Source organism: Sphingomonas sp. (assembly GCF_036731925.1).
Taxonomy (GTDB): Bacteria; Pseudomonadota; Alphaproteobacteria; order Sphingomonadales; family Sphingomonadaceae; genus Sphingomonas.
The window spans coordinates 1,732,149-1,751,137 of sequence record NZ_DAINDJ010000001.1 but is presented as its reverse complement, the minus strand read 5'-3'; the positions used below and the strand labels follow the sequence as shown (position 1 = coordinate 1,751,137).

The 18,989-nt window shown below is 68.3% G+C and carries 18 protein-coding genes; 11 read left to right on the top strand and 7 right to left on the bottom strand.

What is annotated here, in order from left to right; genetic code table 11:
* Positions 1 to 54: 54 nt before the first annotated feature.
* Positions 55 to 321, bottom strand: coding sequence for an FAD assembly factor SdhE (locus V7E00_RS08540; RefSeq protein ID WP_333572195.1), 267 nt, complete (start codon positions 319 to 321; stop codon positions 55 to 57).
* Positions 322 to 511: 190 nt separating this feature from the next.
* On the opposite strand from V7E00_RS08540, the gene V7E00_RS08535 reads away from it, so the two are divergent.
* Positions 512 to 754 (top strand): hypothetical protein, encoded by a 243-nt coding sequence (locus V7E00_RS08535; RefSeq protein ID WP_333572194.1) that lies wholly within the window; start codon positions 512 to 514, stop codon positions 752 to 754.
* 71 nt (positions 755 to 825) lie between these two features.
* Positions 826 to 2,889 carry an ATP-dependent DNA helicase RecG gene (gene recG / locus V7E00_RS08530; protein WP_333572193.1) on the top strand — a complete coding sequence of 688 codons (2,064 nt, stop codon included), beginning with the start codon at positions 826 to 828 and terminating at the stop codon, positions 2,887 to 2,889.
* Here the strand turns inward: recG and V7E00_RS08525 are convergent, their stop codons facing one another.
* Positions 2,890 to 3,210 carry a PilZ domain-containing protein gene (locus V7E00_RS08525; protein ID WP_333572192.1) on the bottom strand — a complete coding sequence of 107 codons (321 nt, stop codon included), beginning with the start codon at positions 3,208 to 3,210 and terminating at the stop codon, positions 2,890 to 2,892.
* Positions 3,211 to 3,295: 85 nt separating this feature from the next.
* A complete protein-coding gene (gene tyrS / locus V7E00_RS08520; protein WP_333572191.1) occupies positions 3,296 to 4,525 on the bottom strand; it encodes a tyrosine--tRNA ligase in 1,230 nt (409 codons plus the stop codon).
* Positions 4,526 to 4,627: 102 nt separating this feature from the next.
* On the opposite strand from tyrS, the gene V7E00_RS08515 reads away from it, so the two are divergent.
* Genes V7E00_RS08515 through V7E00_RS08495 form a run of 5 tightly spaced genes read left to right on the top strand, consistent with a single transcriptional unit; the run spans position 4,628 to position 10,079 of the window.
* Positions 4,628 to 5,152 carry a DOMON-like domain-containing protein gene (locus V7E00_RS08515; protein WP_333572190.1) on the top strand — a complete coding sequence of 175 codons (525 nt, stop codon included), beginning with the start codon at positions 4,628 to 4,630 and terminating at the stop codon, positions 5,150 to 5,152.
* Position 5,153: 1 nt separating this feature from the next.
* A complete protein-coding gene (locus V7E00_RS08510) occupies positions 5,154 to 6,350 on the top strand; it encodes an exo-beta-N-acetylmuramidase NamZ family protein (protein WP_333572189.1) in 1,197 nt (398 codons plus the stop codon).
* 8 nt (positions 6,351 to 6,358) lie between these two features.
* Positions 6,359 to 7,555 carry a hypothetical protein gene (locus V7E00_RS08505; RefSeq protein ID WP_333572188.1) on the top strand — a complete coding sequence of 399 codons (1,197 nt, stop codon included), beginning with the start codon at positions 6,359 to 6,361 and terminating at the stop codon, positions 7,553 to 7,555.
* 35 nt (positions 7,556 to 7,590) lie between these two features.
* A complete protein-coding gene (locus V7E00_RS08500) occupies positions 7,591 to 8,655 on the top strand; it encodes a DUF2336 domain-containing protein (RefSeq protein ID WP_333572187.1) in 1,065 nt (354 codons plus the stop codon).
* Positions 8,652 to 10,079, top strand: a complete 1,428-nt coding sequence (locus tag V7E00_RS08495; RefSeq protein WP_333572186.1) for a sensor histidine kinase — start codon at positions 8,652 to 8,654, stop codon at positions 10,077 to 10,079. Before V7E00_RS08500 ends, V7E00_RS08495 begins: the two co-directional genes overlap by 4 nt.
* 4 nt (positions 10,080 to 10,083) lie before the next feature.
* On the opposite strand, the gene V7E00_RS08490 is transcribed toward V7E00_RS08495, so the two are convergent.
* Together V7E00_RS08490 and V7E00_RS08485 are read right to left on the bottom strand one after the other, a co-directional pair.
* The gene (locus tag V7E00_RS08490; RefSeq protein ID WP_333572185.1) at positions 10,084 to 10,350 is read right to left on the bottom strand and encodes a hypothetical protein; all 267 of its coding nucleotides are present in this window, start codon (positions 10,348 to 10,350) and stop codon (positions 10,084 to 10,086) included.
* A 94-nt stretch (positions 10,351 to 10,444) separates the two neighbouring features.
* Positions 10,445 to 11,938, bottom strand: a complete 1,494-nt coding sequence (locus tag V7E00_RS08485; protein ID WP_333572184.1) for a DUF885 family protein — start codon at positions 11,936 to 11,938, stop codon at positions 10,445 to 10,447.
* A 307-nt stretch (positions 11,939 to 12,245) separates the two neighbouring features.
* Between V7E00_RS08485 and V7E00_RS08480 the strand changes: the two genes are divergently transcribed.
* Positions 12,246 to 12,632: a hypothetical protein gene (locus tag V7E00_RS08480; protein ID WP_333572183.1), complete on the top strand. Its 387-nt coding sequence runs from the start codon at positions 12,246 to 12,248 to the stop codon at positions 12,630 to 12,632.
* A 25-nt stretch (positions 12,633 to 12,657) separates the two neighbouring features.
* Here the strand turns inward: V7E00_RS08480 and V7E00_RS08475 are convergent, their stop codons facing one another.
* Together V7E00_RS08475 and V7E00_RS08470 are read right to left on the bottom strand one after the other, a co-directional pair.
* Positions 12,658 to 12,981, bottom strand: a complete 324-nt coding sequence (locus V7E00_RS08475) for a hypothetical protein (protein WP_333572182.1) — start codon at positions 12,979 to 12,981, stop codon at positions 12,658 to 12,660.
* A 23-nt stretch (positions 12,982 to 13,004) separates the two neighbouring features.
* Positions 13,005 to 14,630 carry a L,D-transpeptidase family protein gene (locus V7E00_RS08470; RefSeq protein ID WP_333572181.1) on the bottom strand — a complete coding sequence of 542 codons (1,626 nt, stop codon included), beginning with the start codon at positions 14,628 to 14,630 and terminating at the stop codon, positions 13,005 to 13,007.
* Between the two features lie 192 nt (positions 14,631 to 14,822).
* Between V7E00_RS08470 and V7E00_RS08465 the strand changes: the two genes are divergently transcribed.
* The 3 genes from V7E00_RS08465 (at position 14,823) to V7E00_RS08455 (ending at position 18,907) form a co-directional block, all read left to right on the top strand.
* A complete protein-coding gene (locus V7E00_RS08465) occupies positions 14,823 to 16,151 on the top strand; it encodes an MFS transporter (RefSeq protein WP_333572180.1) in 1,329 nt (442 codons plus the stop codon).
* 87 nt (positions 16,152 to 16,238) lie between these two features.
* Positions 16,239 to 16,958: a GDSL-type esterase/lipase family protein gene (locus V7E00_RS08460; protein WP_333572179.1), complete on the top strand. Its 720-nt coding sequence runs from the start codon at positions 16,239 to 16,241 to the stop codon at positions 16,956 to 16,958.
* A complete protein-coding gene (locus V7E00_RS08455; protein ID WP_333572178.1) occupies positions 16,955 to 18,907 on the top strand; it encodes a glycoside hydrolase family 97 protein in 1,953 nt (650 codons plus the stop codon). Before V7E00_RS08460 ends, V7E00_RS08455 begins: the two co-directional genes overlap by 4 nt.
* The last annotated feature ends 82 nt before the right edge of the window (positions 18,908 to 18,989 follow it).

Here is an 18,989-nt window from a genome sequence, read left to right as displayed (position 1 = left end):
ATCTCCTTGCCCGCGGTGGATGCGCGGGCGCTCAGGCTCAGGAGATCCGGAGGGTCACTCGGAAACGGGCACGTAGTTCAGGGTCTTGAGCGCATCGAGGATCGTGCCCCGGTAGCGCTCCGGCGCGGTGTCGGTTCCCATTGCCCAGGCCATGATGTCGACATCCTGCTCTTCGAGCAGAGTCTCGAACAGCGTGATTTCCTCGTCGGACCAGCGCTCGCCATGCTGGTCGAAGAAGCCGCCGATCAGCAGATCGGCTTCCTTGGTGCCGCGATGCCAGCTGCGGAAGCGGAGGCGCTTGAGGCGGGTTTCACGATCCATGACGGCTTTCCCAACGGCAGGCGGACGGCTGCACGCCAGGGCGCGGCCGACACGGGGTTGATCACGAGGACGGCAGATAGGGATGCCGGTGCGGAAAGGCCAGCGTGGTCTTCCGGGTATAGGTGTGGAGGGCTTGTTAACCGAAGCGGGCTAGGGTCGACGTCTCTTTGGGGTAAAAGGCTAGGGTACGATGAGCGACACTTTGACCAACAAGCTGCGTTTCGTGATGCTGAAGTCGATCAATGGCGAGCCGATGATCGTCAACATCGCAGCGGTACGCACGGTCACCACGATCAACATGGCGGGCGAGGACGTCGGCGTCATTTCGTTCGGCAAGGATCATGAAGTGGTGATCGGTTCGTCGGTGCCGGAAGTGGTGAAGGCGATCGAAGCCGCGCTCGCCAGCCACAGCCCGATCTTCCTCAACGCCTGAGTCGTGACCAAGGCGCTGCCGCCGGTGCAGCGCCATTTGTCAGCCGCCCCGCCGCACGATAGGGCGGGGCGATGCGTCCCGAGCTTCTCAATCCATTGTTCGCCGAAGTCACTGCGCTGAAGGGGATCGGCCCGGCGCTGGCCAAGCCGATGGAGAAGCTGGGGCTTGCGCGCGTGGTGGACGTCGCCTTCCACCTGCCCACGGGTTTCGTCGACCGGCTGCCGCGCGAAGAACTGGACATGGCCGATTCGGGCAAGGTGATCGCGATCACGCTCACGCCCGTGCAATATCGATTCGGCGGCGGCCCCCGCTCGCCGGCGCGGGTGCAGGCCGTGGACGCCAAGGGCAACCATGTCAGCCTCGTCTATTTCGGCGGCAGCTCGGGCTGGGCCAAGAAGCTGCTGCCGCTGAACGAACCGCGCTGGGTCTCCGGCAAGCTGGAGCATTATGGCCAGGACCTGCAGATGGTCCATCCGGACCATGTCCTGCCGCTCGACCAGGTGGAGAGCGTCGGCGGTCGCGAGGCGATCTATCCCTGTTCGGAAGGCATCACCTCCAAGCGGATCGCCGCGCTGGCGGCGCAGGCAATCGAACGCGCGCCCGAGCTTCCCGAATGGATCGAACCCAGCCTCAAGGCGCAGAAGGGCTGGCCCGACTGGCGCGAGGCGATCGCCCGCATCCATGCCGACCCGGCCGACGCCAAGGCGCGCGAACGACTCGCCTATGACGAGGTGTTCGCCAACCAGCTGGCGCTGCTGCTGGTTCGCGGCGAGGCGCGGGCGAAGCGCGGGCGTCCGCTCGCCGGCGACGGGCGGCTGCGCGACAAGCTGAAGCTGCCTTACGCGCCCACCGGTGCGCAAAGCCGCACCATCGCCGAGATCGAAGGCGACATGGCGCAGGCCCAGCCGATGCTGCGAATGCTGCAGGGCGATGTGGGCTCGGGCAAGACGCTGGTGGCGACGATGGCGCTGCTGATCGCCACCGAGGCGCGCGCGCAGGGGGCGTTGCTGGCCCCGACCGAAATCCTCGCCCGCCAGCATTATGAGACGCTGAGCCGCACGCTGGGCGCCATCGGCGTGAACGTCGCGATTCTCACCGGGCGCGACAAGGGCAAGGCGCGCGAGGCGACGCTGATGGGCCTTGCCGCTGGCGAGATCGATATCCTGATCGGCACCCATGCCATCTTTCAGGAGGGGGTTACCTATCGCGACCTCGGGCTGGTGGTGGTGGACGAGCAGCACCGCTTCGGCGTCGCCCAGCGAATGATGCTCCAGGCGAAAGCGGAACGTCCACCGCATCTGCTGGTGATGACGGCCACGCCGATCCCGCGTACGCTGACGCTTGCTCAATATGGCGAAATGGATGTCAGCCGGCTCGACGAGATGCCGCCGGGCCGCCAGCCGATCGAGACCAGCGTGATCTCCGAGGAGCGGCTGGGCGAAGTGGTCGGCGGGTTGGGGCGGCATCTGGCGAGTGGCGGCCAGGCCTATTGGGTGTGCCCGCTGGTTGAAGAGAGCGAGAAGAGCGACCTCGCCGCGGCCGAGGCGCGCGCGGCCGAGCTGCAGGCGCATTTCGGGGACAAGGTCGGGCTGATCCACGGCCGGATGAAGGGGCCGGAAAAGGACGCGGTGATGGCGCGCTTCTCTGCCGGCGAACTGGGCGTGCTGGTTGCGACGACGGTGATCGAGGTGGGCGTCGACGTGCCGAATGCGACGCTGATCGTGATCGAGCATGCCGATCGCTTCGGCCTCGCCCAGCTGCACCAGCTGCGCGGCCGTGTCGGGCGGGGCGGGGGGCGTTCGGTCTGCGTGCTGCTGCGCGGCAATCATCTGAGCGAGACGGCGCGGGCGCGGCTGGCGCTGATGCGCGAGAGCAATGACGGCTTCCGCATCGCCGAGGAGGATCTGCGGCTGCGCGGCGCGGGCGAGCTTCTGGGAACGCGGCAATCGGGCGACATGCAGTTCCGGCTGGCCGAGCCGGACATGCTCGGGTCGCTCCTGCCTGCGGCCAACGGCGACGCGCGCCTGCTGGTGGACCGCGACGGCGGATTGCAGGGGGAACGGGGGCAGGCGGCGCGGGTGGCGCTCTACCTGTTCGAACGCGATGCGGCGGTCGGGCTGCTCCGCGCGGGCTGACTATCTGGCGCGCATCATCGCGACCAGCGGCACATAATCGGCCGCCGCTATCGGCTGGAGAAACTGGCAGCCGACCCGCCCGCCCAGCGCCCAGCGAATTTCCGCACCGGTCTCGCCCAGAACCGGCAGCTGGATGCGAAGCAGGTCACCGGCCTCGAACGCCGCTTCGCAGCGCGCCATCAGCCCCTGCGGCGAAACGTTGACGATCAGGAAGGCGACCGATCTCGAATCGGGGCCGACCGCACGGGTGCGGTGCTCTACTTCGTCGCGATGCACCAGACGATCGTCGGCGCTCGCCAGCTTGGCACCCGGTACGCTCACACGCGCCTCTTCACACACTGGAGAGTCGTGAAGAGGGTAACCTACGGCAGTGAACGGGTGCCAAACGAAGCTGGTAAACGCGACATTAGCTTTGGAGGGTGAGCAGCCCGTGATGCTTCTTGCCGGCCGAAAGGCGGACCTCGCCCGAGACGTTGATCGTGGCCGCCTCGTCGTCGATCTTCTCGCCTTCGACACGCGCGCCGCCGCCCTTGATCAGCCGCCGCGCCTCGCCCTTGGACGCGCAGAAGCCGAGGCCGACCAGTGCGTCGACCACGCTGATGCTGCCGCCGCTGACCGCCAGGGTCGGCAACGCGCCGCCGGCGGCACCTTCCTCGAAGGTCTTGCGGGCGGTCTCGGCGGCTTCCTCGGCCGCGGCGCGGCCGCGGCACATGGCGGTGGCCTCGTTGGCGAGGATCTTCTTCGCCTCGTTGATTTCCGCGCCCTCCAGGGCTTCGAGACGTGCGATCTCGTCCAGCGGCAGGTCGGTGAACAGCCGCAGGAAGCGGCCCACGTCGCGATCGTCGGTATTCCGCCAGAACTGCCAATAGTCGTAATGCGGCAGCTGCTCGGGATTGAGCCACACCGCGCCGGACATGGTCTTGCCCATCTTGCCGCCGTCTGCGGTGGTGATCAGCGGGGTGGTGACGCCGTAGACATCAGTGCCGTCGGCGCGCCGCGACAGCTCGATGCCGTTGACGATGTTGCCCCACTGGTCCGATCCGCCCATTTGCAGGCGGCAGGCGGAGCGCCGCGACAGCTCCAGGAAGTCGTACGCCTGGAGGATCATGTAGTTGAACTCGAGGAAGCTCAGCGACTGCTCGCGGTCCAGCCGCAGCTTCACCGAATCGAAACTCAGCATCCGGTTGATCGAGAAATGCTGGCCGATCTCGCGCAGGAACGGGATATATTCCAGCTTGTCGAGCCAGTCGGCATTGTCGACCATCACCGCATCGGTGGGTCCATCGCCGAAGGTCAGGAAATTCTCGAACGCCGTCTTGATCGAGGCGATGTTGCTGCCGATCGTGTCGAGCGTCAGCATCTTGCGCGCTTCGTCCTTGAAGCTCGGATCGCCGATCTTGCCGGTGCCGCCGCCCATCAGCACGATCGGCTTGTGGCCCGCCTGCTGGAGGCGGCGGAGCAGCATGATCTGCACCAGGCTGCCGACATGGAGCGACGGCGCGGTGGGATCAAAGCCGATATAGCCGGGCACGATCTGCTTGGCGGCGAGCGCGTCGAGGCCCGCGGCATCGGTCACCTGGTGGATATACCCGCGCGAGGCGAGCAGGCGGAGCAGATCGGAGCTGTATTCGGTCATGATGCGAGGCCGCATAGCCAAAGCTCGGGCCTACGTCATCCCCGCGCGCTGTCCCGCGTCGCGATGCTGACGACGGGTGGCAGTCCGCGCTACAGGTTTGGCATGAAGCTTTTCCTGCAGCCGCATCCGGCGACGCCGCCGCGTGCCGTTACCGGCATCACCTGCACCCTGGCGCGCGACGACGCGACGCTGCGCCTGGTCTATGCGATCGCGGGCCGCGCGGACGCCGTGGTTCTGCCGCCGGCAGCGCCGCCGGAGCGGACCGACGGCCTCTGGCAGACAACGTGCCTGGAACTGTTCGTCGCCGGTGCGGGGGGCGCCTATCGGGAGTTCAACTTCGCACCTTCTGGCCAGTGGGCCGCCTACGGTTTCACCGCCCGGCGCGAAGGCATGGCGCCGCTGGCAATGCCAATATCGCCCGCGGTTCTCCTTTGCACGGGGGCGGACGAGGCCCGCGTTACCGTGGAACTGCCGGCCCCCGGCGGCGGCCGCCTGCGCTTCGGCATCACCGCCGTGATCGAGGAGAAGGACGGCACCAAATCCTTTTGGGCGCTGCGCCACGGGGGAGATGCGCCCGATTTCCACGATCCCGATTGCTTTGTGGGCGTTCTGCCGCCAGCAGACTGACATGCTTTTCGGAATCGATCGTCTCCTCGCCGAACCCGAGCTGCGCGCTCCCCTTCAGGGCAAGCGCGTGGCGCTGCTCGCGCACCCCGCGTCCGTGACTGCGGACCTTACCCACAGTCTCGACGCACTGGTGGCGGCAGGCGTGAACATTTCGGCGGTGTTCGGCCCGCAGCATGGCGTACGCGGCGACCTGCAGGACAACATGATGGAGTCGCCCGACTTCACCGATCCGCAGTACGGGGTGCCGGTGTTCAGCCTCTATGGTGAAGTCCGGCGACCGACGGACGCCTCGATGGCCACGTTCGACGTGATGCTCGTGGATCTCCAGGATGTCGGCTGCCGCATCTATACCTTCGTGACGACGCTGCTCTACGTGCTCGAAGCCGCCGCCAGGCAGGGCAAGGCGGTGTGGGTGCTCGATCGCCCCAATCCTGCCGGTCGTCCGGTCGAGGGGCTGACGCTGCTGCCGGGCTGGGAAAGCTTTGTCGGCGCGGGGCCGATGCCGATGCGCCACGGCATGACGCTGGGCGAACTCGGCCATTGGTTCATCACGCATTACGGCCTGGACGTGGAATATCGGGTCGTCGCCATGCAGGGCTGGCAGCCGGAGGTGGGGCCCGGCTTTGGCTGGCCCGCCGAGCGTCCGTGGATCAACCCGAGCCCCAACGCCGCGAACGTCAATATGGCGCGCGCCTATGCCGGAACGGTGATGCTGGAGGGCACGACGCTTTCCGAGGGCCGCGGCACCACCCGGCCGCTCGAGCTGTTCGGCGCCCCGGATATCGATGCCCGGGCGGTAATCGCGGAGATGCAGCGCACAGCGCCGCAATGGCTGGCGGGCTGCAGCTTGCGCGACATGTGGTTCCAGCCGACGTTCCACAAGCATGTCGGCCAGCTCTGTGCGGGCGTGTTTATCCACGCCGAGGGTCCGGGCTATGACCACGCCGCTTTCCGCCCGTGGCGTGTGCAGGCGCTGGCGTTCAAGGCGATCCGGTCGCTATACCCCGGCTATGATCTCTGGCGCGATTTCCCCTACGAATATGTGTTCGACAAGCTGGCGATCGATGTGATCAACGGCGGCCCGGGCTTGCGTGAATGGGTGGACGATCCCGCCGCGGCGCCCGCCGATCTCGACGCACTGGCCCTGCCGGACGAAGCCGCCTGGGTCGCGGCACGCCGGCCGCATCTGCTCTACTGATGGAGGGGATGATGGTGGCACCCGAACGTGCCCTGTGCGGTCTGATCTTCGCGGTGGAAGAGGCGCAGGATCGCCCCGGCACGCTCGTCGCCAGCCTGCCGTTCGGCGGCATGACCCTGCTCGAATATCAGATCCGCCTGCTCGCCGGCATCGGCGCCGAGCAGGTGCTGGTTGCGGTGGGCAAAGTGACGCCGCAGTTCCTGGCGGCCATCGAGCGGGCAGGGCGTGGGCGGCTGAAGGTCGACATCGTCCGCTCGGCCGAGGAAGCAGCCGAGAAGGTGCTGCGCGACGCCGATGTGCTGGTGCTTGCTGACGGACTGGTGACGATCGACCCGGTCATGGAACGGATGGCGGCCGAGCCGCATGCCGCGCTGCTCGTGACCGACGATTCGGAATCGCCGGCCGCCATCGAGCGGCTGGACATGCGCCATTGCTGGGCCGGCATCGCCCGGATCGAGACGCGCCACCTCGCCCATATCGCCTCCATGCCCGAGGACTATGACTTCCAGTCGGCGCTGCTTCGGGTCGCCGCACAGTCTGGCGCGCTGCAAGTGCCGCTCGCGCCCGGCTGGGCGCGCGCCGGTCACGCGGTCGAGCGGAGCGGGGACGGGCTCGCGGCAAGGAACGACGCGGTGCTCGCCGCACTGAGCGACCGACGGACGCTCTGGGCCGATCGCTGGGTGTTCAGCCGCGCGTCGCGCTTCGTGCTCCCGCAGATGATGGCGCGCAACATACCCGACTGGGCGCCGCTGGCGCTGGGCGGCGTGGTCGCCGTCGCGGCACTGCTGACGGTGCTGGCGGGCTGGGGAGGGATCGGCACGCTGGTGGCCTTGGTCGCCACGCTGGGCTTTGCGACTGCGGCTTCGCATGCGGCCTTGCGCGGCGAGGAGCCGCGCGCGCGGCAGATCGAGCTCGCCATTCTCGGGTTGTTCGTGCTGCTGCTCGCGGCGACCGGCTGGCATGAATTCCGGCTGATCGGCAATCCTGCGTCGCTGCTGCTCGCGGCAAGCGGCGTGGTGCTGCAGCTGCTTGCCGAGCGGGTGCCGGTCCAGCGCCGGCGCTGGTGGGCGAATGCGGCGGCGCAGATGCTCGTCCTCACCCCCTTCGCGCTGCTGGGGCACGCAACCGCCGGCCTGGGGGCGGTGTCGCTCTATGCGCTGTCCACGCTGACGGCAGCGATCGAAAGCCTGCGCGGCAAGTCTTAGCCTCCGATTAAGCTTGCGCCGCTATGTCCTTGGATATGGCGCAAGGCGCTCCCGAACCGCGCGGTGGCCTTGCCACTGGCGCCCCGGATCTGCTGGCACGCGCGGCGGCGGCGGAAATGCACGGCCGCGCACTGGATGAAGTCACTGCACGTGACATCGCCGTTCCGGATGCGCTGCGGCTGGACGAGCGCACGCGCGCCGGCGTGCGACTGCGGCTCGAACAGATTGTCGGCGCCATCGAGGCGAGCCTCTGCCGCGCGGTAGCGCCGGAGGGATTTCCTGGGCTGGGCGCGACGTTGCCGCTGCTGCACGCAGCCGGCCTGCCGGCAGACCCGGCGCTCGCAGGCGAGCTTCTGGCCACGGTGCGGCTGGACCAGCTTGCCGCGGGCCTTCCGCACCATGCCCCGGAGGATCCGGCGCGGCCCAGCCTGCTCAACCGGTTGGCCGAACACCCGGCACCGGGCCTTTCGGAGGCGGCGCGCGCGCTGCTGCTGGCGGAGAGCCGCGCGCGGAGTCCTGAAGCGGGACGTTGGCGGCTGCCGTTCATCTTGCATGCACGCCTGCTTTGGTGGGTTGCAGCGGCGATGCGCGAACAAGCGGGAACCCTGGCCGGCGTGGCATTGGACGCGGCGCTCTGCGCGGCCGTTCGCGAAGAGTGTGCGCTCGCCGAGCGAGCCGCTCCGGACCAGGTGGAGGCAGCCGCTGCCCGACTTGCCGCCGCGATCGATCCCGGCCCGCGGGAGTGGGGGCGCATCTTGCTGGAGGCGCTGCGCGATCGCCACCTGCCGCTGTTCGTCGCCCTGCTGGCGCGCGCGGCGGACATCGAATTTCCGGAAGCGCGGGCGCTGCTGCTCGACCCGGGCGCCGAACGCCTGTTGCTCGTGCTGCACGCTCTGGAGCTGCCGCGCGAGAATATCGCGGAGCTCTGCTTCTTGCTGTGCAACGCGGATCCCGCACGCGACCTTGCCGGACTGGCCGATGCGGTCGACACCTTGGCGGCGGTGGATATGGGGACTGCGCGCGACCTGCTCGCGTTGCTGCGGCTTCCGCCCGAGTACCGGGCAGTGCGTGCCGCCATGCACGGGGGCCGTGCGCCGTGACCGCTATCAAGTCGCTCGACCCGGTGGTGCCGCTGGCGGTGGCGCGACTGGATGCCGCTGGTCGGCTGATCGATGCCGAGCCGCGGCTGCGCGCGCTCAACGACCGCGCGGGGGGCGGCATCGGCGCCCCACTCGCGCTGCCCGGCGTCGCCGCGATCGCGCAGTTGGCGCACCGGCTGGGTATCGCCATTTCGCGCAGCGTGGTCGCGGCCGACGGCGAGGAGGAGCTCGATCTCTGGGTACGCGCAGGCCCCGATCGCGGCGGCGTGCGGCTGGAGGTCAGCGGCTGGCGCGCGCGCCCCGCCTGGCGCCCTGCTGCAGATCCCGAACGCGATGGCGATTTCCTCCGCGCTACCGGCGACTGGCTGTGGGAGACCGATGGCGCGTTGCGCCTGACCTTCCTGTCCCCCGAAGCGGGGCTGGGCCACGGCTTCGACATCCGGGAGATGCTGGGGCAGCCGCTGACGCGGCTGTTCGCGCTCGCGCAGGACGAAGGTGGCCAGCTGCCGATCCTGTCGGCGATGTCTGCCCGTGCGCGGTTCGACGGACAGCGGGCAGAGCTGCGCGGTACCGGGCGGATGGTCCGGCTGGATGCGACGCCGCGGAGCGATCCGCTGGGCCGGTTCGCGGGCTTTATGGGTGCCGCGCGGATGCTCGATGCAGCGCCGCCGGAAATCGCGACTATTCTTCCCGCGCCGCAATCTGGCAAAGGCTTTCCGCGCGCGTTCGGGAGACGGCTCGAACGCGCACTGCGCGGCCCATTGGCGCGAATCATCGCCAACGCCGAGGCGATCAGCGCGCAGGTCGAGGGCCCGATCCGAGGCGATTATGCCGGCTATGCCGGCGACATTGCCAGCGCAGGCCGCCATCTGCTCGGGCTCGTCGAGGATCTCGTCGACCTCCAGGCGATCGAAGGTGAGGATTTCACGACCGCGCGCGAGACGATCGATCTCGCCGACGTCGCGCGGCGCGCGGCCAGCCTGTTATCCGTGCGGGCTGGCGAGGCAGGCGTCCGCATCGACCGGCCGGGGAGCGACGAGGTCCTGCGGGTGCGGGGTGAATTCCGGCGCGCGCTGCAGGTGCTGGTGAACCTGATCGGCAACGCCGTGCGCTACAGTCCACGGGGTTCGGTGGTGTGGATCCGTCTGGAAAGCGAAGGCGGGATGGGCTGCGTCATTGTCGCGGACCAGGGCAAGGGGATCGCCGCGAGCGATCAGGCGCGCATCTTCGAGAAATTCGCGCGCGTGGAGCCGGCGGAGCCGGGCGGCAGCGGGCTTGGGCTCTATATCGCGCGCCGCCTGTCACGCGCGATGGGCGGGGATCTGATTGTCGACAGTGCGCCTGGGATGGGCGCGCGCTTCGTGCTGATGCTTCCGCTGCTCGACGAAACGGAGCGCCCGCCTCCTCCTGCGGGCGCTCCGTGAGCCGTTAGCGGCGGCGGCAGACCTCGACGCGGCGGCCACGGTGCCATTCGTCCCAGCATACCGTGCGGCTGCGATAGCCATACGCGTTCCAGCCGTGATGGCGGCCGCGATCCCAGCCGCGATGGCGTTCCCAGCGCGCATGGCGGTCATGACGATCCCAGCGGCGCTCATGATGATCGCGGTAGCGCCAGTCCTGCGCCTGGGCAGCGGTGGCGCCTACCAGTCCCGTCGCTACGAACCCGGCGGCGGCGATCCATTGAACCAGTTTCATCGGTCTGTCCTCTGTCGTTTCGATGCGAGGAGGACTAACCGAGTCGAAGCATCCGCAGCCTGAACCGGATCGTAGGCCGGGGTTCATCTTGGCATCATCCTGCGCGCGCGTTGCTCCCGCGCAGCATGTCAGTACGCATCCGGCCATGCTGGAGGAGCGCGCGGTGGAAGGGGCGGGGCGCGCGGCCGCGGGCGAGATCCTCGATTGCAAGCCAGCTGGCAGCCTCCGCCGCCCGCGTCGCGGGCTCGAGCACGATGCGATCGAGATCGGAGTCAAAGGGGGCGAAATAGGCCGGTTCCCCCATATTCTCGCGCCAGAATGCGAGCGCCTCGTCTATGCTCCATCCGTGGAGATGGATATTCAGGTCCGCCAGTGCCCGGCACAAGCGGAACAGCCGCCAGTGGCAATAGCCGAGCGCGCCGTGCGGGTCCCCCCGATAGAGCCCGGCCGCTGCGGCGAGTCCCTCCGCATAGATCGCCCAGCCCTCGACGAAGGACTGGGCGTAGTCCAGCCGGAGCGGATGCGGGGCCGCCAGTGTTTCCAGCGGCATCTGCACCATATGACCGGGCAGCAGCTCATGATGGACGACAGCGGGCAGCGTCCAGGCCGGCCGTCGGCCAATCTCCCGCAGGTCGACAACGTAGCGGCCGGGCCGTGCACCCTCGGGCAAGCTGCGATAGCCCTGCTTGCCGGCTGCCTCTTCCGCTGCCGACATCCTGGCGGCGCGGACGGTGTGCACCTGCGCGGGTAGCGGGTCGAACCACAGCGGCAGGTGCTTGTCTGCGGTGGCGAGTACGCGGTTCATGTCCGCCACCGCCCGGTCGCGGCCTGCAGCATCGTCCGGGTAGCGCCAGCGCGAATCCTGCCAGAGGCTTTGATAGCGCGCGCCGATGCTGCCGCCTCGCTGCCCGATTTGCGCGAACAGGCGATCGGCCTTGGCACACACGGCCGCGTGCTCGCGTATCAGCCGGTGGCGAAGCGCCTCCGCATCCACGTCGTCGCCGCTCGTTCGGCGCAGCAACAGCACATAATAGCGATGGCCGTCGGGAAGGGCGGCCACGCCGGGTGCGGGCGCGTCGACGGCGAGGCGGCGCAATACTGCAAGCTGCTCGCCCAGCGTCGCTGCGCGGGGGCCGGCCGCTGCGCGCTGTGCCGCTTCAACGGCGGTCGCCGTGCGCTCGGCGAGGCCCCGGGGCAGGCGCACGCCCAGCGCTGCATCGGCGCGCAGCGCCTGCGTCTCCAGCGTGATCGCCTGTTCCGAACCATCGGCATGGAGCCACGCGCCGCTGCCGGGTGTGATGCGATAGGGGCTCCGGCCAGGCCTTCCGAACGGGAAACGGCGGGCGAGTTCGATATCGATCGCCAGTCCGGATCTGGCGGCAAGCAGGTCGAGGCGCGGCCCCGCTGGCAGGTCTGTCGCGTCCCACCTCGAGAGCGCCGCCAGCGCGGCGGCGGGGTCCGCGCTCGCGCGGTCCAGTATTGCGCGCAGCGCTTGCTGGTCCGCCTCGTGCATCCCCGAAGCACGCGCGGGAAAGACAAGCGTGGCGGCGGTGCCGGCGAGCAGCGAGCGACGGGAAAGCGCTATCATCGTGTCTTTATGCGACAAACCGTACCACGGTTCGACCCGTGAAAATTAGAGTACTGTACAGTACGATTTTGTCTTGACGTTACGGCGCCCGGGCGTACATGAGACACCATACCGAAACGATCCATGCGCAGGGACAGCGTGGGTTCAGGAAGCCGGCATATACCGGCAGTCCAGCGGCGGGACGAAGGGGTGACCCGGGGCAGCCGAGCGCGGGCAAGGTGGAACGAAGTGGCGGAACGGCCAAGGCAGCGCTTTTTATAGGTGCGCCGGGGGTGGCCTGCATCCGCATGTACAGGGAGTGCAGGCGATGGCGTATCTCGATCTTGGCGGCTTCAACGGCCAACCCCTCGCGACGAGCGGGGCTCTTGAGGCTGCTGCAACGCTGACGGCGCTGGAATGGCAGGTCGTCGCCATCGCGCAGCGCGATCGCCTTTCGTCGCTGGAAGCGCCGAGCCGCTGGTCGCGCTTCTTCGCGCTGTTCTTCGGTGGTGATCGGGCGAGCCCCCGGCTTGCCGATTCGAAGCTTGAAGCGCTGCGCCGCATGGCGGTGCTCGCTTGGCACAAGGGCTATGCGCTGCCGAAGCAGGAAATCGCCGCCTTCCACGAATCCGGCTATTCGATCGATCATCTCGAGCTGTTGCTCGCCCGAGTGAGCCAGGGCCGTGCCGCCCTGAACGAGGGGCGCGCGCGCTGACGCGCGTCGCGCCCGCTATTTTCGCTTACTGCTTCTTTTCCTGATTTTCGCTGTCGGCGTTGCGATCGATGCGCGACGTCATGCCCGTTGCGGCGGCGTCCGATTCGGTCTGCTCGCGGTCGCTGAACGGCGTCGGCTTCTCGCTCGGCGTGGCGACCGGCGCGGGCGCGGCGTTGGCGGGCTCGGCCGCCGCCGGCTCCTGCGTGGAGACGTTCACGTCCGCCGGCGTTTCCGGCACGGTGATCTCCGTGACGTTGGCGTCGGGCGCGGTGGGGCCTTCGTCCTTGCTGCCGCAAGCAGCGAGGGTGAGGCCGGCGCCGGCCAAGATTGCGAGAGTGCGCAGCTTCATGGATGTTTCCTTGGAATGCGGGTTCAGGAGGCGGTGCCGGCGCTGACGGCCGCGCGCGATTCGATCTTTTCGGCCAGCAGCTTGTCCCAGCTATAGGGGTCGTCGCGGAAGTTCATCGTGCCGTCGGCGCTCGCGAAGGCGGTCCAGTACAGCAGGTAGACCGCGACCTGATCCGCATCCGCCAGGCGAACGCGCACGGTCTTGGTGCCTTCCAGCTGCGCCGCGATTGCATCGGGCTGCCAGTTGGGGTCGTTCTTCAGCAGCAGCTCGGCAAGCGGGCCGGGCTTCTCGAGGCGCACGCAGCCATGGCTGTCCAGCCGGCTGTAGCTGTTGAAGCCCGATTGGACCGGCGTGTCGTGCAGATACACGGCATAGGGATTGTCGAAGTCGAACTTGTAGCGGCCGAGCGCGCTGCGCGGACCCGATTCCTGCTGAAGGCGACGGTCCGGCCCGGAGCCGATCACGCGATAGCCACGCGCCTTCAGATAGGCTTCGCCCTTGGGCCACAATTCCTTGGCGGCAATGCCGCTCGGCACGTTCCAGGGCGGATTGAGCACGATCGAGTGGATGCGCGACTGGAGCATCGGCGTCTCGTTGCCGGGCCGGCCGGTGACTGCCTTCATCGAGGCGATCGGGCTGTCGCCCTCGAACACGGTCATCACCGCAGCGGCGATGTTCACCTGGATGCGCTTGGCGGGCAGCGTCTGCGGCAGCCAGCGCCAGCGCTCCATGTTCGCCATGATCTGGCGGACGCGTGCCTCGACCGGCACGTTGAGTGCGGCGAGCGTGCCGGTGGAGACGACGCCGGTCGGGCGCAGGCCATAGCGGCGCTGGGCGCGGAGCACCGCTTCCTGGAGGTCCTGGTCGAACACGTCGCCGCTGGTCGAAACCAGCTTGTCCTCCACGGCCAGTCGCTTGCGCAGCGCCTTGACCCGGGCACCGCTTGCGCCCTTGCCGAGATCGGGCCCGGGGGCGAGCTTGGCCCAGCCGCCCGAGGTGAGAATGCTACGGTACGCTACCAGGCCCTTTTCGAGCCCGTCATAGCCGGCATAGGGCGGCGGCAACGAGCGGATCCATGCGGCCAGGCGGTCGCGCTTCACCGCATCGGCGAAGCCGGGCGCCGGATCGAACGGCGCGGGGCGCAGGCCCCAGTCATTGATGAAGTCACTGGAGTCGAGCCGGCCCGAATGGACCGCGCGGGCATAATCCAGCGCTGCGCGGGCCATGCCGTCGCTGTCACTGGGCAGCGTGACGGTGCTGGTCATCCGGCGCAACCCCTGCGACAGGCCGGCATCGGTGAGAAGCTGGCGCAGCTCGGCGACCTGCTTTCCGCTCAGCGTCGGCAACGGCGCCGCCTGCACCATCGGTGCGGGGACCAGCGGTGTCGACTGGGCCTGGGGCGGGGCGAGCGTCGGCCGCGGCGTCTGCACCGCGGGAGTCTGGCTCTGCGGCGCGCGCGCGGGCGCGGGTCGCGGCGCCTGCGTCTTCACCGGAGCTTGAGCCTGCACCTGACTAGCGGGCGTCTGGACCGGGCGGGCGACGGGCGTCTCGGTGGGCTTAGGCTTCGGAATCAGCCGGAACTGGGCTGCTGCGGGAGAGGCAATCGCGCCTGCAAGCGCCAGCGCCGCCACCCCCTTCGTCAATACCATCTTCGTTCCCGCAAGCTTCTTCACTTCGTCCACGCGCAATACTCCACTCGCCGCGTCGTTTATCAACGCATCGGCCTATAGGCGAGGCCGGCGTGAAGATGCGAGCGCGAAAAGCCGCTCCTGCTTGACATTTGCCAACGTTGTCGGGAAGCGTCGCGCCCGATTAAGCCATTGGGGCAGGAGAGGGATCGCTTGGCCACCGCACGTTCTACGCACACCACGCTGGCATTTGCCGCGGTAACAACGCTGTTCTTCGCCTGGGGGTTCATCACCTCGCTGGTCGATCCGCTGGTCGCCGCGGTGAAGGGCATCTTCACGCTCACCAATCTGCAGGCGCAGGCGAGCGCCTTTGCCTTCTTCTTCGCCTATTTCGTGGTCTCGCTGCCCGCCGCGGCGCTGGTCTCGCGGCTGAAGGCGGTGCCGTCCATCCTGCTCGCGCTGTGCACCATGGCGGCGGCGTGCCTGATCATGCTGACCGCGGCCAATCTCGCCAATTACTGGCTGGTGCTGCTCGGCCTGTTCGTGCTGGCCAGCGGCATCACCGTGCTGCAGGTCGCCGCCAACCCGCTCGCCGCGGCGTTGGGCGACCCGAAGGGCAGCCATTTCCGATTGGTGCTGAGCCAGACCTTCAACTCCTTCGGCACGTTCCTGGGCCCGCTGCTCGGCGCGCATCTGTTCCTGAAGGGCGTCGAGGTGAAGTCGGGAGCGGTCGTCGATCCGGCGGTCCGTGCCGAGGCGCTGGCGGGCATCGATACCGCCTATCTGTGGATCTGCGGCCTGATCCTCGCGCTCGCGGTGTTCTTCTTCGTCAGTCGCCGCGTCGTGCGCGACGCCGCACCCGCGCACAATGCGACCTCGGGCCTGTTCGACGCCTTCTCCTCGCGCTGGGCGCTGTTCGGCGCGCTGGGGATCTTCCTCTATGTCGGCGCCGAAGTGTCGATCGGCACGCAGATGGCGCTGTTCCTCAACGACAACAGCATCTGGGGCCAGTCCGACGCGCCGTTCGGGGTGCCGCTGCTCGGCACGCTGATGGGCAGCGACGGCGTGCACGGCGTCTCGCTCCAGGAAGCCGGCAAGGCCGTCGCTTTCTACTGGGGCGGCGCGATGGTTGGGCGTGCGCTGGGCTCGCTGCTGCTCACCCGCGTCCGCGCGGACAAGCTGCTGGCGCTGTTCACCGTGGTCGCGGCGGCGATGTGCCTCTATGTCGTCGCGGTAGGCGGCGTGAGCGCGGGCTTCGTCGCGCTGGCGATCGGCCTGTTCAATTCGATCATGTTCCCCGTCATCTTCACGCTGACGCTGGAGCGTTCGGCGGCGAGCGAGGAAGCCACCTCGGGCCTGCTCTGCACCGCCATTGTCGGTGGCGCGGTGCTGCCGCTGCTGGTCGGCAAGGTCGCGGATCTGCACGGCTATGCCTTTGCGCTCATCGTGCCGGCGCTTTGCTACGTCGTGCTGTGTGGCTTCGCGATCGCAGCCGGCCGCGCCAAGCCGGTGCGCGCGGGCGGGGCCGCGTCGTTGCACTGACCTGTAGGCCGGGCGGAGTTTGACGCTCCCGCAGCGTTGCGCCACGCTCGGCCCACAAGACCAGAGCCTTTTCCGGGGAGAATCCTGATGTCCGTCCGCCGCCGTTCGCTGCTTGCCGGTGCCTTGGCGCTTCCGTTCGTCGCCCGCGCGCAGACGCAGGAAACCTGGGAACAGCGCAAGGAGCGCCTGTTGCACGAGGACTTCCCGGAACTGAGCCGCTACGCTGCGGACAACGCCCGCATTCTCGCCGCGGGCGAGAAGGTCAACATCGTCTTTCTGGGCGATTCGATCACCGAAGGCTGGAAGAGCAAGCGTCCCGGGTTCTTCACCCCGGGCCGGGTGGGCCGCGGCATCGGCGGGCAGACCACGCCGCAGATGGTGCTGCGGATGATGGCGGACGTGGTGCACCTCAAGCCCCGCTTCGTTCACATCATGGCCGGCACCAACGACATCGCCGGGAACACCGGCAAGATGACACGGGCGCAGAGCTACGACAATTTCCGCATGATGGCGCAGATCGCCAGGGCGAATGGCATCGGCGTGATCCTTGCTTCCGTGCCGCCCGCGGACCATTTCCCCTGGCGCCCGGGCCTGGACGTGGTCGGGCCGATCCGCGAAATAAACGCCTGGCTGCACGACTATGCCAAGGCGGAGCATTTGACGTGGGTGGATTATACTCCGGTGCTGGGCGATGCCCGGGGCGCGATGAAGCCGGGCCTGGCCTATGACGGCGTCCACCCGACCGAAGCGGGCTATGATGCGATGGCCACGGTCATCGAGCCGATCCTCAAGGCCCGCCGCGCGTGAGGGCGCTGCTCGGTTCCGCGGCGCTGCTGGTGGCGGCTCCGGCTGCCGGGCAGACGCTGGAGACGGTGTCGCCGGACGGCACCAACAGGATCGTCGTGGCGCTCGATCGGCAGGGCACGCCCAATTATCTCGTCCAGCGGCGCGGCGAGATGGTGCTGGCGCCGTCGCCCATTGCGCTCGACCTCGATCGCGACATGCTTGGCTGGGGCATGGCGATCACCGGCAGCGAGGCGAGCAGCGCCGACACCCGCTACCGGATCGTGCTCGGCAAGGCCGAGGAGGGGCGGGATCGCTACAACCAGCTGACCGTCCACCTGCAGGAGCGTGGCGGTGCCAAGCGCCGGATGGATCTGGTGCTGCGCGCCTATGACGATGGTGTCGCCTTCCGCACGGTGGTGCCGGTGCAGGCAGGGACCGCCGCGGCGATCGTCCGTTACGAACGGACCGGCTTCTATTTCCCCCAGGCCTGGAAATGCTGGGGCTTCAACGTCGGCCATTTCGGGTCCAGCCATGAGGGCGAGTTCGACCCCGTCGACACCACGCGGCTGCGCGACCACAATCTGTTCGACCTTCCGTTCGCCTGCGAAACCGGGAAAGGCGCCTTCGCGCTTGCAGAGGCCGACCTGATCGACTTTGCCGGCATGTACCTGACCGGGCGCGGTGATGGCGGGCCGGGACTGCAGATCAAGCTGTCGCCTTCGCTCGACGACCCGCGCATCGCCGTCCACACCCGGATCGGCAGCCCGATCGTCACGCCCTGGCGCGTGGTGATGCTCGCGGACCAGCTCGGCAAGCTCCAAGAATCGACGCTGCTCACTAACCTCTCCAGCCCTAGCCGGATCGAGGACACGAGCTGGATCAAGCCGGGTCTCACCAGCTGGGACTGGTGGAACGGGCCGGTGATCGGGAAGTTGCCGGGGCAGCGGACCACGACGGCGGTGGCCAAGGCGTTCATCGACTTCGCCGCCGAGAACGGCTTTCCCTACACGATGATCGACGAGGGCTGGTACGCCGGTGCGGGTGGCGGCGGGGTGCGCCGGCCCGGTGTCGACATCACCAAATGGGCCGATGCGATCAATCTGCAGGAAGTCGCTGACTATGCCCGCACGAAGAAGGTGCGGCTGTGGCTGTGGGCGCACTGGCAGGCGCTCGACGAGCAGATGGAAGACGCGCTGACGCTCTACGAGAAGCTCGGCATCGCCGGCATCAAGATCGACTTCATGGACCGCGATGACCAGTGGATGGTCAACTGGTATCAGAAGCTGCTCGGTGCTGCGGCGCGCCACCATCTGATGGTAGACCTGCACGGCGCCTTCCCGCCGCGCGGCCTCACCCGGACCTGGCCGAACTTCGTCACGCAGGAAGGCGTGATGGGGGCCGAGTACAACAAGTGGAGCCGGCGGGCGACAGCGGGCAACAATGTCATGCTCGCCTATACCCGCGGGCTTCTGGGGCCGATGGACTATACGCCAGGTGGCTTCCGCAACGTGGCCCCGGCCAACTTCCAGATCCGGAACGATCTGCCGCTGGTGCAGACGACCCGTGCGCACGGGCTGGCGATGTATGTCGTCTACCTCTCGCCCCTCGCAGCGGTCGCGGACAGCCCGGACACCTATGCGGCCAGCCCTGCCGGCTTCGACTTCATCAAGGCGGTGCCGTCGAGCTGGGACGAGACGCGATTCCTTGCCGGCGAGACGGGCGAATATATCGTGATCGCCCGCCGCAAGGGCAAAAGCTGGTATCTCGGCGCGATGAACAACGAGAAGGCGCGCAGCATCACGGTGCCGCTGGCGTTCCTCGGGCCCCGCGGCGCCGAGGCGCGGATCTGGACCGACGGTGCCGGCCCCGAGGCGGTGCAGGTGGAAAGCCGCCGCGTCGCCTCCGACACGGTGCTGACGCTGAACCTTGCGGCAACGGGCGGCGCGGCCGCACTCCTGCAGGAGCGCTGAGCCGCGGCCGGTCTGCCCCGATCCTGCCGCAATTCATCGACCCATTTTCTCCGCTGATCTTCCCATTCCGGAAAGTTCACAG

What these genes read in the sequence shown, in the direction of transcription:
- V7E00_RS08540 (WP_333572195.1), bottom strand. Translation starts at nt 321, where the DNA reads ATGGATCGTGAAACCCGCCTCAAGCGCCTCCGCTTCCGCAGCTGGCAT.
- V7E00_RS08535 (WP_333572194.1), top strand. Translation starts at nt 512, where the DNA reads ATGAGCGACACTTTGACCAACAAGCTGCGTTTCGTGATGCTGAAGTCG.
- recG (WP_333572193.1), top strand. Translation starts at nt 826, where the DNA reads ATGCGTCCCGAGCTTCTCAATCCATTGTTCGCCGAAGTCACTGCGCTG.
- tyrS (WP_333572191.1), bottom strand. Translation starts at nt 4,525, where the DNA reads ATGACCGAATACAGCTCCGATCTGCTCCGCCTGCTCGCCTCGCGCGGG.
- V7E00_RS08515 (WP_333572190.1), top strand. Translation starts at nt 4,628, where the DNA reads ATGAAGCTTTTCCTGCAGCCGCATCCGGCGACGCCGCCGCGTGCCGTT.
- V7E00_RS08510 (WP_333572189.1), top strand. Translation starts at nt 5,154, where the DNA reads ATGCTTTTCGGAATCGATCGTCTCCTCGCCGAACCCGAGCTGCGCGCT.
- V7E00_RS08505 (WP_333572188.1), top strand. Translation starts at nt 6,359, where the DNA reads ATGATGGTGGCACCCGAACGTGCCCTGTGCGGTCTGATCTTCGCGGTG.
- V7E00_RS08500 (WP_333572187.1), top strand. Translation starts at nt 7,591, where the DNA reads ATGGCGCAAGGCGCTCCCGAACCGCGCGGTGGCCTTGCCACTGGCGCC.
- V7E00_RS08490 (WP_333572185.1), bottom strand. Translation starts at nt 10,350, where the DNA reads ATGAAACTGGTTCAATGGATCGCCGCCGCCGGGTTCGTAGCGACGGGA.
- V7E00_RS08485 (WP_333572184.1), bottom strand. Translation starts at nt 11,938, where the DNA reads ATGATAGCGCTTTCCCGTCGCTCGCTGCTCGCCGGCACCGCCGCCACG.
- V7E00_RS08480 (WP_333572183.1), top strand. Translation starts at nt 12,246, where the DNA reads ATGGCGTATCTCGATCTTGGCGGCTTCAACGGCCAACCCCTCGCGACG.
- V7E00_RS08475 (WP_333572182.1), bottom strand. Translation starts at nt 12,981, where the DNA reads ATGAAGCTGCGCACTCTCGCAATCTTGGCCGGCGCCGGCCTCACCCTC.
- V7E00_RS08470 (WP_333572181.1), bottom strand. Translation starts at nt 14,630, where the DNA reads ATGGTATTGACGAAGGGGGTGGCGGCGCTGGCGCTTGCAGGCGCGATT.
- V7E00_RS08460 (WP_333572179.1), top strand. Translation starts at nt 16,239, where the DNA reads ATGTCCGTCCGCCGCCGTTCGCTGCTTGCCGGTGCCTTGGCGCTTCCG.